The 14,781-nt window shown below is 40.9% G+C and carries 15 protein-coding genes and 2 tRNA genes; 9 read left to right on the forward strand and 8 right to left on the reverse strand.

Annotation, left to right across the window (positions count from 1 at the left end):
- Positions 1–267: 267 nt before the first annotated feature.
- The 7 genes from tsaD to KSMBR1_RS14795 all read right to left on the reverse strand — a co-directional run bounded on the left by tsaD (position 268) and on the right by KSMBR1_RS14795 (position 5,555).
- A complete protein-coding gene (gene tsaD / locus KSMBR1_RS14765; protein WP_070065844.1) occupies positions 268–1,278 on the reverse strand; it encodes a tRNA (adenosine(37)-N6)-threonylcarbamoyltransferase complex transferase subunit TsaD in 1,011 nt (336 codons plus the stop codon).
- A 459-nt stretch (positions 1,279–1,737) separates the two neighbouring features.
- Positions 1,738–3,393, reverse strand: coding sequence for an IS1634 family transposase (locus KSMBR1_RS14770; protein WP_099327081.1), 1,656 nt, complete (start codon positions 3,391–3,393; stop codon positions 1,738–1,740).
- Positions 3,394–3,621: 228 nt separating this feature from the next.
- Positions 3,622–4,074 (reverse strand): PEGA domain-containing protein, encoded by a 453-nt coding sequence (locus KSMBR1_RS14775; protein WP_099326009.1) that lies wholly within the window; start codon positions 4,072–4,074, stop codon positions 3,622–3,624.
- Between the two features lie 16 nt (positions 4,075–4,090).
- Positions 4,091–4,576 (reverse strand): metallophosphoesterase, encoded by a 486-nt coding sequence (locus KSMBR1_RS14780; protein WP_099326010.1) that lies wholly within the window; start codon positions 4,574–4,576, stop codon positions 4,091–4,093.
- 261 nt (positions 4,577–4,837) lie between these two features.
- Positions 4,838–4,930 (reverse strand) — tRNA-Ser (locus KSMBR1_RS14785).
- 124 nt (positions 4,931–5,054) lie between these two features.
- Positions 5,055–5,144 (reverse strand) — tRNA-Ser (locus KSMBR1_RS14790).
- 3 nt (positions 5,145–5,147) lie between these two features.
- A complete protein-coding gene (locus tag KSMBR1_RS14795) occupies positions 5,148–5,555 on the reverse strand; it encodes a bifunctional nuclease family protein (protein ID WP_099326011.1) in 408 nt (135 codons plus the stop codon).
- Positions 5,556–5,952: 397 nt separating this feature from the next.
- Between KSMBR1_RS14795 and KSMBR1_RS14800 the strand changes: the two genes are divergently transcribed.
- From KSMBR1_RS14800 to KSMBR1_RS14840, 8 genes are all read left to right on the forward strand, one after another.
- A complete protein-coding gene (locus KSMBR1_RS14800; RefSeq protein ID WP_099326012.1) occupies positions 5,953–6,792 on the forward strand; it encodes an undecaprenyl-diphosphate phosphatase in 840 nt (279 codons plus the stop codon).
- Positions 6,789–7,499, forward strand: coding sequence for a CPBP family glutamic-type intramembrane protease (locus KSMBR1_RS14805; protein WP_099326013.1), 711 nt, complete (start codon positions 6,789–6,791; stop codon positions 7,497–7,499). The genes KSMBR1_RS14800 and KSMBR1_RS14805 overlap by 4 nt, the downstream gene beginning before the upstream one ends.
- A 10-nt stretch (positions 7,500–7,509) precedes the next feature.
- Positions 7,510–8,115 carry a UbiX family flavin prenyltransferase gene (locus tag KSMBR1_RS14810; RefSeq protein ID WP_099326014.1) on the forward strand — a complete coding sequence of 202 codons (606 nt, stop codon included), beginning with the start codon at positions 7,510–7,512 and terminating at the stop codon, positions 8,113–8,115.
- 37 nt (positions 8,116–8,152) lie between these two features.
- On the forward strand, positions 8,153–8,443 hold the full coding sequence (locus KSMBR1_RS14815; RefSeq protein ID WP_099326015.1) for a MazG nucleotide pyrophosphohydrolase domain-containing protein: 291 nt from the start codon (positions 8,153–8,155) through the stop codon (positions 8,441–8,443).
- A gap of 6 nt (positions 8,444–8,449) precedes the next feature.
- Complete coding sequence (sppA, locus tag KSMBR1_RS14820) at positions 8,450–9,538, forward strand: signal peptide peptidase SppA (protein ID WP_099326016.1); 1,089 nt, start codon at positions 8,450–8,452, stop codon at positions 9,536–9,538.
- Between the two features lie 201 nt (positions 9,539–9,739).
- Positions 9,740–11,218: a cysteine--tRNA ligase gene (cysS, locus tag KSMBR1_RS14830; RefSeq protein WP_099326018.1), complete on the forward strand. Its 1,479-nt coding sequence runs from the start codon at positions 9,740–9,742 to the stop codon at positions 11,216–11,218.
- Positions 11,219–11,222: 4 nt separating this feature from the next.
- Positions 11,223–12,836: an HD family phosphohydrolase gene (locus KSMBR1_RS14835; protein WP_099326019.1), complete on the forward strand. Its 1,614-nt coding sequence runs from the start codon at positions 11,223–11,225 to the stop codon at positions 12,834–12,836.
- Between the two features lie 112 nt (positions 12,837–12,948).
- Positions 12,949–13,203, forward strand: a complete 255-nt coding sequence (locus KSMBR1_RS14840) for a Smr/MutS family protein (protein WP_099326020.1) — start codon at positions 12,949–12,951, stop codon at positions 13,201–13,203.
- Positions 13,204–13,237: 34 nt separating this feature from the next.
- Here the strand turns inward: KSMBR1_RS14840 and KSMBR1_RS14845 are convergent, their stop codons facing one another.
- On the reverse strand, positions 13,238–13,858 hold the full coding sequence (locus KSMBR1_RS14845) for a hypothetical protein (RefSeq protein WP_099326021.1): 621 nt from the start codon (positions 13,856–13,858) through the stop codon (positions 13,238–13,240).
- Positions 13,859–14,387: 529 nt separating this feature from the next.
- Here KSMBR1_RS14845 and KSMBR1_RS14850 point away from each other — a divergent pair.
- Complete coding sequence (locus KSMBR1_RS14850; protein WP_099326022.1) at positions 14,388–14,741, forward strand: DMT family protein; 354 nt, start codon at positions 14,388–14,390, stop codon at positions 14,739–14,741.
- The last annotated feature ends 40 nt before the right edge of the window (positions 14,742–14,781 follow it).

Consider the following 14,781-nt stretch of genomic DNA (forward strand, 5'->3'; position numbering starts at 1 on the left):
GACTCTGTTTTTCTGATGTTTTGGGCGAATGTTTGTCTCTTTTCACCCCTTGGTACCCTCGCTTCCCTTATTCTACGCCCTAAGTTTAACATCTACTCACTATACTTTCAACCCTTCATGCAGATACTTTCAACCTCCTTTACCACGTATTTCAAGGCTTACAGCGTTTTCGTTCAGACACTAAGTATGAAAGCAATTGCCAGAAGGTTCAATGAATTTCATAAATCTTTTTGTCTGTTAAATAAATGTATGAATAAAAACCAGGACTCACGAAGGATTGGCTTCCATGCGCAGGTCTGAAATATTGCCTTCTGAATATTTCCAATAAGCTAGTCCCGCCACCATAGCGGCGTTGTCAGTACAAAGTTCTCTGGAAGGACAATACACGGGTAAACGTATTTCGCGCGATATTTCCTGGAATTTTTCCCTCAACCGTGAATTTGCCGCAACCCCTCCGCCAATTAATATGCTCCGGGCGTGATGTATTTTTGATGCAGCCACTGTTTTATGAACAAGCACATCAATAACTGCTTCCTGAAAACTTGCGGATATGTCGGCAATATCCATGGTGTTTTTTAATGATGTTTGTGACCGATTTTGGTCCTGTCCCTTAACATGATATAATACAGCAGTTTTCAGTCCGCTAAAACTAAAATCGAGGGAATCTTTCCCCAGATATGCCCTTGGGAATGGTATCGCTTTGCGGTTGCCTTGTTTTGCCAATTGGTCAATTACAGACCCCCCGGGATACCCAAGACCCAAAATTTTAGCCACTTTATCAAACGCCTCTCCTGCGGCGTCGTCAATGGTTTCCCCCAATACGACATGTTGCGTTTCCCTTTCCGACAAAAACAATGTGGTATGTCCCCCTGAAACAACAAGACTTACCGCAGGGTAGGGAATTGCATCATGCTCCAGATTGTTTGCGTATATGTGGGCATGCAGATGATGAACGGCAATGAGGGGAATGTTGAACGCCATGCTTAACGTCTTTGCCGCAGTGACGCCAATTAACAGCGAGCCAATTAATCCCGGAGAATTTACCACGGCAATGGCATCGATATCGGTACATTTTACCTCTGCTTCCGTAATGGCACAGTGAATAATTCCGATAATGGATTCAAGATGCGCACGGCATGCAATTTCAGGTACTACGCCACCGAACGGACGGTGAAGTTTGTCCTGGGAGAAAATTACATTCGATACGATTTCCCTGCCATTTCTCACTATTGCAACAGACGTCTCGTCACACGAGGTTTCGATTCCAAGAATAAGCATTTTACAAAAAAAGGGTAACAGTTCAGATTTTTGAAAAAGTCAGGAAACATAAAAAAACAATGCAGCCCCCGCCAGTGATGATTTGTTTGTAGCCCAATAAAATTCAATGCTGTTATGACATTGTGTTCTGCTGCAAACAGGTTGCTCCTTCAGAGCTTATAGCCTGGCAAGGTTGGGTTGAGGCAAGAAACCCGATCTAATTTAATGTAACACTTTAGTTTTTTGAAAAATGTACTACCTATAAGCTCCGTAGGAGCAGCCTGTTTGTAGCAAAATAGGATATTATAACAGAGATTAGCTCTGTTACGAGCGACCTGTCTTTTGTAAATCCATATAAACAGGTCTACCTGAATACGGACAGGCCGCTCCTACGGAGCTATTTACCTTATTGAATTTTATTGCGCTACAACGGATGTTCACCCCAAGTCAAAAAACAAAAGTGCCGTAAAAGCCTTATATTTATTGGCTTTTACGCCGAACAGCAAGCTTTTTTCTAGTGACTACCCGTATGTTCCGGCTTGGCAATACTTCTGGCAACTTTATCTGTAATGCCTCTAATAATTCATGTGATTGTTGCCGCGGACACGGGATCTTCTGGCAACTAGCTTTTTGGCCTTTGATTGTTACTTCCATCGAACAAATGGTCGTCAATTGTGCGAGACCTTCCTCTACCGTCAAGTCAAAATTCTTCCACGCTCTGCGCAGCCTTCGAATTATCATGTACGCAAGCATTACCACAAACACATGTCCCCGTGTACTATCCTCCTTTCTTACATACACCGGACGAACCTCCAAATTCACCGTCTTACAGTCCCGAAACGCCTTCTCCACTTCCGTTAAATCCTTGTATCGTTCATGTACCAGATTGGTATCCGCCTCGTTCTCCTCAAGATCAGTCTTGATTGCGTAACAACCATCAAGGTATGATGCCTCCTTTAATGCTTCCTCAGCTCTCTCTATCTTTAGCGTCCTATCCTCTTCTTTTATCTGCACCCACCCATCAAGTTTCAATCTCGTTAGCCTTTCCCTTGTTGTTTCCAGGGCCTTCGATACTGACGACTTAGGATGTTCCTTCAGATAACTGTTCTTCTTCACGATGTATTTCTCTATACTCTGTAATTTTGATACACGGGTCTTTGACATCTCTTCCGCCCTTACCGGATTGCGCCTCAGAATATATCGAACCTCATCATCCTTTATCTCGCAGAGCTTTTCTTCGAACAATCCTAATTGCAGTATCCCTTTATTTATCAACGACTCTATCTGCGGCTTGGTTATCGCCGTTATGTAATGAAACCCTTCCGGTAAACTTTCGATTTGCACCGTCTTGATCATCCCACGATCTCCTACAATCGTTACATCTTTGCATCCAAACCACTCTAATACCTTCTTTACCTGAGATTCAAAGGTCTTCGGATCCTGGGTGTTGCCCCTAAATACTTCTGTTGATACCGGCTCCCCGGATTCATCACAAAGCATACCGATCACTATCTGTTTTTTCCTCTTTTTGCCGTCACGATTATACCCGTACTCACCAAAATGATTCGACTTCCCCTCTAAATAACTGCTCGTCACGTCATACAAAAACAACTTCGGCTTATTGCCTCCTCGTCTTAACTCAAACAGCTTTCGCTCTATCTTTGCCTGATTCTCTGACAACCATGACAAATTATCGTACAGATTGTTCTCGTCAAACCCACGCTTCATATCCAGGACGTCACCCGCAGCATGTATCTGCGCCAGCCTTACTGCAGACAGTCTTGACCCCTGGCCTATTACCCTTGCCATTACTTGCCAAAGCGCCAGCTTTCCTTCAAAGTCCTTTCCCAATGCCTCTTCTATCCCTAATTCCTTTGCCACTTGGTACACGCTCCACGCTGCTCCCACAGACAAACCCTCATGGAGTTTCACCGATTCTGACAATGCGCCCAATGCACAGAGATCGTCTTTATGTGCGAGTGCAAGTCTTATCGCTTCAATCTCCAGGGGAGTGCAATTCGACAGATTCGCAATGGTGCGTTTCTTGACCTTCCCATCCTCACGGTACGATTCCCGCAGAAGGGTAGATCGATAGATTTTTTTACCGGATTTTGACTTGTTCTCTACAATATGCATGTCCACCATTGTACAGATAACAACCATTATCCGTCAAGTATATTGTCGGATAATAACAATATATTAGTGACTACATATTTATTAAAAATACAGCCTTAACAAACTATGTATTAAGCACTTATGCGTTTTGGCAGGGGTGAACATCCGTTACAAACAGACCGCCCCTAACAGGGCTACATGGTATTTTTTCTATCCCGGGAATTTTTCAAAAAACTAAAGTGTTACAATTTAATGGGAAGTATGCTGAAATAACTGTTCTTTTAATTCTGATGCATTCTTCAGGAGTTCCTCTTTGTGTTCTTCCACAGGTCTTTCTTCCACCGGTTCCAGTTTATAAAGGAAATAATGTGCATCTTCAATTTTTATAGGGAGAATGAGTTCTGCGAAAAAATCCAGAGGTACATATTGATAATAGGGTGTTTTGATTTTTTCATAGACAGTGAGCCGTTTTGCCAGCAACCTGCCGTCTATGTCTGTTTTTTCCAGGGAAAATTTTCTGGTTCCGTAATAGGTGAATTTTGTGGTCACCGGAGTTTGCCCGATAGGTTCGTCGTCCAGATAAACCGTTGCTCCGGGAGGTTCTGAATCAATGGTGATCGTACGAAGTACACAGCCGCACAAAATTGAGCTGGCGGCTATGCAGGGCGCAATTGATTGAAAGATTATTTTGAAAAATTTCATATATTTTAAGTGGTTGTTAAGATGCCGGTGAAAGATCGACTATCTCCGCATGGAATGTTTTAAGATTTAATAAAGCTACGGTACTTTTGCCGCTGACCCAGCCACAGCATTCTCCAGGGTTTATGTATAATGGTTTCCCTCTGGAAATTTCCGGCGTATGCGTATGGGCGCTTATAATGATGTCAATATTTTCAATATTCACACTGCCGGTTAACATTTCAGGCATATGTGACACAAGGATTGTTTTTCCGTCTATGGTAATAGTATATGGCGGAATGTGGATATCGTTGCAGACGCCAAGCAAGCCCTTTTGTTCGCCATCATTATTGCCAAACACCCCAATAAACCGGGCTTTCACATGCATCAATTCTTTCAGGGAAAATGGGGCGACAAAATCGCCTGCATGAATGATATATTCTAAATCCTGTGTATTAAAAAAACGAACAGCTTTTTTGATTGCTGGAATATTATCATGCGTATCTGCAATAATTCCGATTTTCATACAGATAAGGAGGGAATGTTCATTCTGAAGAAACGCAGCATAATGGTGTTTTTCTTAATGCCAGGGTTTCTGAGGAATGTTTTTCTTTTTAGAAAAATGCCGTAACCAAAAAGGCTTTAACTGCAAAGTACACAAAGAAAATCTTACAAATAAAAAAGGGTTTTGCCTGGCAATACTACCTGTTGCGCCAAAGAACAGGGCAATCGCCTGCTAACAAGCCACACGTAAGGTAATACAGGAATTAACAGGGCATATAGTATATGGCGGAGAGGCCGGGATTCGAACCCGGGGTAGGGCTTTAGACCCTACAACGGTTTAGCAAACCGTCGCTTTCAGCCGCTCAGCCACCTCTCCGGTAATAGTTTTATGTATTGGAATTATTTAATAAAATAATAAACCGCTGGTTTCTTACTTGTTATCAGGAATAACGCCAGCGGTTGATATAAAAACTTCCATCAGTAAAGTTAAAACTGAAAAATGGCGGAGGGAGTAGGATTCGAACCCACGGAAGGCTTACACCTCCTGCAGTTTTCAAGACTGCCGCCATAGTCCACTCGGCCATCCCTCCGTTTTAAAAACAGTCTTCTGTTTTGCAGACTTCTTCCAATACCTTGCTTGCAACAAAGATAGGTGTATTTTTCTGCATAGCCAGCGCTACTGCATCGCTAGGCCTTGAATCAATTTCAATGATATTTCCGTCTTGTCGCAATACAATTTTTGCATAAAAAGTATTATTTCTCAGATCGCTGATGACCACCCGCTCTACGTCTGCATTAAGACTTTCTATAATTCTTGTAATTAAATCATGCGTCAAAGGGCGTGGGGTACTGATTCCCTTTACTGCGCGGTCAATTGCCCATGCTTCATTAAGGCCAATTATGATGGGAAAGCTTCTTTTCCCTTCCAGTTCTTTTAACACAATGACCTGATGATCACTTGTTTCAGTGATTACAATTTTTGAAAGTGATACGGGAATCATTGGCCACATCCTCAAGATAAACTTCTGTTTAACCGTAAATTACTGCAATACGGCAAACCGCAATAGGCATTTCAAAAATTGTAGCACATCGACCCCTTTTGTCAAATAATTTTTAATTACAAGGAGTTTCAGGTAATAAAAGTGGGCAGGTAGGGTAAAATAAGCTGCAATCGGTAGTCGGCAAACTGCAGGCTGAGGATTGAGGATTGTATTTGGGCGTTAAATGAAACGTTATTGACAGCCTTCCGACTGGCTGATATACTGGCAAACCTTTATTGTATTACCCGGTAAAAGTTTTTTTATTTGTAAGTTTTTCTTTATATTCTTTGTGGTTAAACCTTTTTTAGTTGCGGCTTTGCTGCGATATGAATAATGGATATTAAAAGCGAGAAATTGTATGATTGAACATATTGTCCTTGGGATAATCCAGGGTTTAACGGAATTCCTGCCGGTAAGCAGCTCCGGTCATCTGGTTATCTTAAAAGATTATTTGCAGGTGAAAGAAACCAACGGCGTCCTTTTGGAGGTGGTGCTGCACCTGGGCACATTGCTTTCTATCTTTGCTGTTTTCTGGAAGGATATTCTGGAAATCTTTCGCGGGACAATTATTTCCACGCTAAAACTATGTTCCGGATGTCGTCCAAAGGAAATTTGGGCGGAGGACCAATACACACGGTTATTTATGTTAATTCTTATTGGAACTATACCTACCGGGATCATTGCGCTGTTATTTGAAGATATGTTTGAGTCATTATTTAATGAACCACTTCTTGCTGCGGTTGCAATTCTTATCACAGGCCTCATTCTGTGGTTGACAAAATTCATTGGAGTAAAAAACCCTGGCGGAAAGCCGTTAAATGTGTTACGCGCTTTGGTTATAGGCGCTGTACAAGGGATTGCAATTATTCCGGGCATTTCCCGTTCCGGCCTGACAATCTCGGCGGCTTCCTACATGGGAGTTAGCCGTGAATCAGCGGTTCGGTACTCATTTCTTCTCAGTATACCTGCGATTGTTGGCGCGGTGATTCTTCAGGCACGAAAGATAGATGTTATGCATGATAAAAACCTTATCCCTCTGGCTGCCGGCGCCGGCGCGGCCTTTATCGTAGGATATCTTGCCTTGCAATTCCTTATAAAAATTGTACAAAGAGGCAGATTGTATATGTTTGCATATTATTGCTGGGGTTTTGGGTTTGCAGCGACAATCTCTTTTTTCCTGAAATCTTTTTATCAATGAAGAGTTTGTATTTTTCCCGTTCGAAACGTCTTGCAAATAGTTTTGTATTTATCTTGCCCTTACTTATTCTCTATGAAGCGGGGATTGCATTTTACGGCTCAGCATTAAAAAACACCGCAGATACCATCACAAAAACACCATTAACACTATTCGGCAAAAGCGGGTCGCTGGTATTCAATCTACTGGTAATAGTGTTTCTTCTGGTAGCGGTATTTTATATTGAAAAAGAACATAATCTTAATGTATTTCTGTACTTCCCGATGTTCATTGAAAGTGTTGTTTATGCCCTGTTTATTGGTTATGTGGCTGGTTTTGTAGTATATAAGGTGTTATTTCCGTATTTGCTTGCTATGCCCTTTCATTGGGAGACAGGAGGAGGAATACTCCTTTCAGTAGGCGCCGGCGTTTATGAAGAAATAGTTTTCAGACTGTTGCTTGTTTCTGCTTTCTATTTATTCATAACAAAAGTACTAAAGGCAAGCAAACCGCTTAGCGCCGTAGTGAGTATTATTTTCAGCGCGCTGATATTTACGATTATGCATTATATCGGAGGTTTGAGCGGCGCGTTTACCTATACAAGTTTCATGTTTAGAATGCTATCCGGTATAATATTGGCATGTATTTTTATGTTTAGAGGGCTTGGTATTGCCGTTTATACTCACGCAATATATAATGTACTTGCGGTGTTAAAATTGTTTCAGGGATAAGGAATTGTGTGTGGAAAATATTGTCGTTGGAATTACTGGCGCAAGTGGTGTTGTGTATGCACAACGGCTTTTGCAGGTGTTAAGTAAAAATGATATTTCACTCCATATATCAATTTCCGACGCCGCATTTAAGGTGATACACCATGAATTGGGCATTGATTTGCCTTGTGAAAAACCAAATTATGATGCGTTATTAGGGCGCTCCGCGAATAATATAACGTATTACAATAACTCGAATATCAGCGCAACGATTGCCGGCAGTCAATTTCCTGTAAAAGCAATGGTTATTGTTCCGTGCAGTATGAATACACTATGTTCTATCGCATGTGGGATTGCGAGCAACCTCATTCAGCGTGTTGCAAACGTAACGATAAAAGAACGAAGAAAGCTGATAATGGTACCCCGTGAAACGCCTTTATCGTCGATTCATTTGGAGTCGATGCTGAAACTGTCTTCAGCAGGAACGTGTATTTTGCCGGCAATGCCGGGTTTCTATCACAATCCGGGGACAATAGCCGATCAGGTGGATTTTGTAGTTGCAAAAATACTGGATATGCTGGAGATAAAACATTCGCTCATACCAATATGGCAAGGCGAAAATGATGATACGAAATGAAACAGGTAATTTTGGTAGTTTTTTTGATATCTGATGTATGAATATTAGTAAATTTCAGAAGCTTATTGAAGAAATGTATCTGGAGAAAGATTCGAAGCGGGGTTTGGCAAAGACCTTTATGTGGTTTACCGAAGAGGTTGGAGAGCTTTCGCGTGCGTTGAGAGATAACAATAAAGAAGAATTGGAAAAGGAGTTTGCCGATGTGCTTGCATGGCTTTTTTCCCTGGCAAGCATATCAGGAGTTAAAATGGAAGAGGCAATTGCTAAATATACTACCGGTTGCCCTGTGTGTGGAAAAATTCCCTGTATGTGTGAAGAAATAAGGTAGGGTTAAATGTCAGAAATAAATAATACCGTTTTGCCAAATGGAATAACCGGACCGTTTGTCTATATTAAAAATAAAAGGGGCGCCGGTTTTTGGGTAGCCACCGGCCTTGCGACATTCTTCTTTTTATGTACTCTTTTTTCGTTTCTGCTGTTGATTGGGTCGCTTATGATGGGCAAATCGATTATTGCAGGCGGTGCTATGGACAAAAAATATGTCACAGAAGAGATAGTTGAAGGAAGTGGTGAGAATAAGATTGCTGTTATTTCTGTGAAGGGGATTTTGACAAATGAGACTACTGGAAATCTTTTTATAGAAAAACCGAGTATTGTTGAAATCGTAAAGGAACAACTGGAACATGCGGCAAACGATGTTCAGGTCAAAGCGGTTTTGCTTGAAATAGAAAGCCCGGGCGGGGGCATCACGGCAAGTGATATTATGTATCATCAAATTATAAAGTTTAAGAAGAATACGCAGAAAAAAATAGTGGTATATATGGAAGATATTGCCGCTTCGGGGGGATATTATATTGCCTCTGCGGCAGATTTTATCGTTGCTCACCCTACGACCATTACAGGAAGCATTGGCGTAATTATGCCGTTAATAAATATTTCGGAATTTATTAACCGTCATGGTGTTGTCGATAATTCAATTGCATCAGGGGATATGAAGGAAATCGGGTCTCCTCTGAAACAGATGACGGAGGAAGAAACCGAAATACTCCAAAATATTATCAACGAAATGTACATGCAGTTTGTTGAAGTTGTTTCCATCGGGAGAAATCTGGACGTAGAGGAGGTAAAAAAGATTGCCGACGGCAGAATTTATACAGGGAAACAGGCCCTTGAAGCCGGTTTGGTTGACAAGATCGGTTATTTGGAAGATGCGATTGGTATGGCAAAAAAGGCATCAGGTATTGATGAAGCAACCATAGTAAGATACAAAAGACTATATGGGTTTGCAGAATTGTTTGGCCTGCTATGCACGAAACTTTCACAAAAAAACACAATTACATTAGATATTTCCCGCTTTCCGGAGCAGAGCCAGAGCATCACAAAACCAATGTACCTCTGGAATGGTAGTTCGAGGGGTAATTGATTTTCAAACAACACAAAGCCCCTTATACTCAGGAAGCTCCTGGCAAGGCCTTTGGCCGCAACCAAATATCGAAATACGAATCAAATTCAAAATGTTTTGAGCATTCAAACTCACGGCGGGTTAAGGTTACAAACCTGAACCGGCACCGGATTTTCAAAAAACTAAAATATTACCTTTTATGAAAACTGAGAAAAATAAATCATGACGCTAAAATTTTACAATTCAATTACAAAGAAAAAGGAAGTATTCAAACCATTGGTTGAGGGGCACGTCAATATGTATGTTTGCGGTCCTACGGTTTATGATCATCCTCATATTGGACACGCAAAGAGTTACGTGAGCTATGACGTCATAGTCAGGTATCTGAGATATCTTGGATATAAGGTGTGCTACGTGCAAAATATAACGGATGTGGGACACCTTACCGACAACGCAGACGCCGGTGACGACAAAATCCTGGCGCGCGCTCAAAGGGAACGTATAGAGCCTGCAGTGCTTGTGGAAATATATACGCGCAGTTATTTTGAAGATATGGATGCGCTGAACAATCTAAGGCCGGATATTTCTCCAAGGGCTACAGCGCATATACCCGAACAAATAGAACTTATAGAAAAGTTGATCAGTAAGGGGTATGCGTATGTGTCCAATGGTTCCGTTTATTTTGAAGTAAGCAAATACAGGGAATACGGAAAACTCTCGGGACGAAAGCAGGAAGATCTGGAGGCGGGCGCAAGGATAGAAATTAACCTGGAGAAAAGGAATCCCAATGATTTTGCGCTTTGGAAAAAGGCGGAGCCTGCGCATATTATGAGATGGAAAAGCCCGTGGGGAGAAGGATTCCCAGGATGGCATCTTGAATGTTCCGCAATGTCAATGAAATATCTTGGCGAATCGTTAGACATTCATGGCGGAGGCATTGAGAATATGTTCCCTCATCATGAATGCGAAATCGCGCAGAGCGAGGCGGCAAACGATATGACCTTTGTTCGTTATTGGATTCATAATAATATGGTTACCGTAAACGGGCAAAAAATGGGAAAATCCTTGGGAAATTTTGTAACCCTCAAGGATGCGTTTAAAAAATACCATCCGTTAACGATACGATTCTTTATTCTCTCAACCCACTACCGCAGTCCGCTCGATTTTAGCAATGAGGCGCTGGACGCTGCGGATAAAGGTTTGAAACGTTTGTTTAATACGATAAAGAGGGTGCGGCGGCAAATAGATGAAGCTGCGAATGGAGAAACGACTGTTCTTGTTTATGAAAAACTGGAAGAGCATAAAAAGGCTTTTCTTAACGCCATGGATGAGGATATTAATACATCAGGCGCTATTGCAGCCCTTTTTGATTTGTCTAAAGAGGTGAATGCATTACTGGATTCCGGCGAAGAAGTGAGTAAAAAATGCATGGAAGATATAAATTCACTCTATCAGGAACTTGGGGATGGCATACTCGGCATTGTTCCTGTGCGCAAAGAAGTGAAGGCTGATATTGAGGATGATTTCAGTGAAGGCGATAAAAGCGTACTGAAAGAAGTAATGGGAGTTCTTATCGATACCCGAAACCAACTCCGGAAGGAGAAACTATTTCAATTGTCAGATTTTATCAGAAACAAACTCACGGAAATAGGAATAACACTTGAAGATACACAGGACGTCACTCTGTGGAAAAAAAGATGAAAAAATGAAATTTCAATGGAGCGATGATTTATCTGCTGGCGTTCTCAAAAGACAGATAATGAAACTTGTTGACATTGGACGGGCGCTCTCCGGAGAGAGGAATCTGGATAAACTGCTTGAGATGATTGTTGATGAAGCCTGCAGATTTACGAATGCCGATGCAGGCACTCTTTATACTAAGGAAGGTGAATATCTGAAATTTAAGATACTGCAAAATGTTTCTATGAATATCAGGATGGGGGGATGCTCAGGCAAAGAAATAACATTTCCTCCGGTTGAATTGAAGGAGTCTAATGTTTCAGCTTATGCAGCAATTAAAGATGTTAGTGTTAATATTCCTGATGTTTATGACTCTGAATTATTTGACTTTACCGGGCCTAAAAAATTTGACGCCACTACCAAGTATCGGACAAAATCCATGCTTGTCGTCCCCATGAAGAATCATGAGAATGACGTTATTGGCGTTCTTCAGCTTATTAACGCGCAGGAGAGGCGAACGGGAGAAGTGATTCCTTTTTCCGCTGATTTTGAAAATCTTGTACATTCGCTTGCCTCACAGGCTGCAGTTGCATTTACGAATGCAAAGTTGATTAAAGATATGGAAGAATTGTTTAGCGCGTTTGTAAAAGTAATGGCTACTGCGATTGACGAAAAATCACCCGTTACCGGCGGACATATCCAGCGTGTTGCTGAGTTAACCATGATGATGGCGAAAGCAATGAACGCACAAAAAGAAGGACCTTTTGCGCATGTTTATTTTAATGAAGATCAGATGTGCGAATTGCGAACTGCCGCCTGGATGCATGATATTGGAAAAGTCACTACTCCGGTAAATGTCGTTGAAAAAGGAAACAAACTTGAGGCGATTTTTGACCGGATTCATTATGTGGAATTGCGTTTTGATTATTTAATCCAACAGACAGAAAAAGTGTATTTTCAGAAAAAGGCAGAGCTGCTGGAAAAGCACGCTGAAAAAAATGAGATTGAGAATTTGGATGAAGAAATGCTCAAAGAGGTCTGCACATTGAAGGAAATGAAAGAATTTGTGCTCCAATGTAACAGGCCGGGAGAGTTTCTGGAAAATGAAAAAACAGAACGATTGAAAAACATAAGCCAATTAACCTACATAGACGCAAACGGGCATGAGCAAAATTATTTGAGTGAAGATGAATTGAAAAACCTTTCCATCCGTAAAGGAAGTATAACGGAAGAGGAACGGAAAATTATGCAGAATCACGCGGCTATGACGTTGAAGATGCTTAAGCAGATCCCTTTTACAAAAAAACTTAAGAACGTGCCCTGCTTTGCCGGGACGCACCATGAGTATATTAATGGGAAAGGATACCCACTTGGGATGAAAGGTGATAATATACCGATTGAAGGCCGCCTTATTGCCGTTGCAGATATTACAGAAGCCCTTACGGCAGCTGACCGTTCATACAAAAAAGCCATGCCACTGGAAAAGGTATATGAAATACTGGCGTCTATGGCAAAAAATGAAGAGCTGGACAAAAATCTGGTGGAGTTTCTGATAAAAGAGAAAATTTACGAACGTTATTTGGAAGAAAAGAAGAAAAAAGAGAAAAAAGAAAATGACGTGCCGCCCGGTGGGGTTTAAATCGTAATGCGTAAGACGCATCCCCCTTGCCCCCAGTGGGAGGGAGATTATCGTAAATCGTAGATCGTAAATTCCCCTGAAGCCGTTTTTTTGGGGAGGCATTAGTGAATGTATGGCAAAATTAAAATTGGATTTACACGATATTTGTAAAAATGGTTCTTTGATTGAAAAAGAATTGAACCGGGCAATAAATGAAGCGGTTGAGAAAAGGATTGCGCTTGTGGAAATTATTCCAGGAAAAGGAAGCGGGCAGTTGAAGAAGGCCGTCCTGAGATTCCTCAACCGTCCTGAAGTAAAAAAATTGTATCATCGAATTGACAAAGACCGTGATAATTTTGGAAGGCTTTTTGTACGGTTTAAACATTGAGTGATGGTCTGTATTTTTTGTAACGCTACTGCGATTATTGACAATACTCTTTGTATCCGGCCATATAGTCAATGACTTTCTTTTTTGCCTCTGTGCGTAAATCCTGTTTTAAGTCTTCATTCATTAAAACCTTTTCTACACTCTTCCATACTTCACACAAATCCATGCTGAGAAATAATTGCGATTTAACAAGGGCAAAAATCATTGAAACGGTGAAGCTGTTGTTTAGTGTTTTATATGCTTCTTCCAGTATTGGCAAGGCGTCTTCCGGATGGGAAAAATTATCCATTGCCATGAGATAACCAAGGCAGAATATTTCATCCGCATTTAGGAAGTCTGTATCCAATTGAACAAATGGCACATGGTATCGCAACGCCAGGTAGTACATATAAAATTCAGCATTGTTGTTCCCTTCAAATTTCCATGACAGGGCGTTTATTACGGCGGCTTTTTCGTCTATGGGATTCTCTGGAGAGGAAAGAAATTCCGCTATTTCAAACCCCAGCACACTTTGTAAATGTGCACGTTGAACCATTTTCACATCCATGTAAGCTTCATAAAATTCAGTGGACGTAATAGGTGAATCTGCCGAAGCAATTTTGTGGGACAAAAAAAGCGTATTTATGATAAGGACGAATACAACTATTTTTTTCATATCAAATCATTCTCATTTTTAAAGTGGAGGGAAATAGTTTTACGTAACTATGTATTTTTTTATTTAATATCTTGTTTTAAGATTGTATGCAATAAACATCTCTTCTCTTCTATCGGAGCAACAGCAATAAATAATATACTACATGATAAATCCGGATATTACTAATGGAATTAACAGGAATGCTGATTTAACAGGTGAAAAGTTTGCAGAGGGGTTTTAATGCGCATCATCATCCCTAAGCTGGACAAGATACGAAAGGGAAACCACAGATTACACAGATTAAAAAAATCGTAGGAAAACACAGAGAGCGTGTTCCTATAATGGCAAATGACTATTAAAATTAAATCTGGAAATGAGTAATATCCATTTGCATGTAATGGCGTAAAAAGCAAAAATGTATTGGATATACGGGAAGTTGCATGTATTGTAACACTTTAATCTTTTGAAAAAGGTATTACCGATAAGCGCCGTAGGAGCAACCTGTTTGTTGCAGGAAATGATATTGATCAGTTATTTCGGATAAAATAATATGCGAAACTATCTCATTACCATACTGTTGCTTTGTTGCAGTAATGTTTTTATGACATTTGCATGGTATGGACATCTTAAAAATTTGTCTCATAAAACGTGGATTATTGCAGCCCTTGTGAGCTGGGGCATTGCCTTGTTTGAATATCTGCTTCAAGTGCCCGCAAACCGTATTGGGCATCAGGTGATGAGTCTTGGGCAACTGAAAATACTTCAGGAGGTAATCACTCTTATGGTGTTTGTGCCATTTTCCGTAATTTACATGAAAGAAAAGATACATTTTGATTATTTATGGGCTGGCATATGTTTATTCGGGGCAGTCTATTTTATTTTTCGCCCTAAACTTCTTCCATAGCAGTTTCCGTCAAGGCGGTGAGCGCCTCTACGTATCTTAA

Origin of the sequence: Candidatus Kuenenia stuttgartiensis (assembly GCF_900232105.1) — a bacterium.
Classification (GTDB): domain Bacteria; phylum Planctomycetota; class Brocadiia; order Brocadiales; family Brocadiaceae; genus Kuenenia; species Kuenenia stuttgartiensis_A.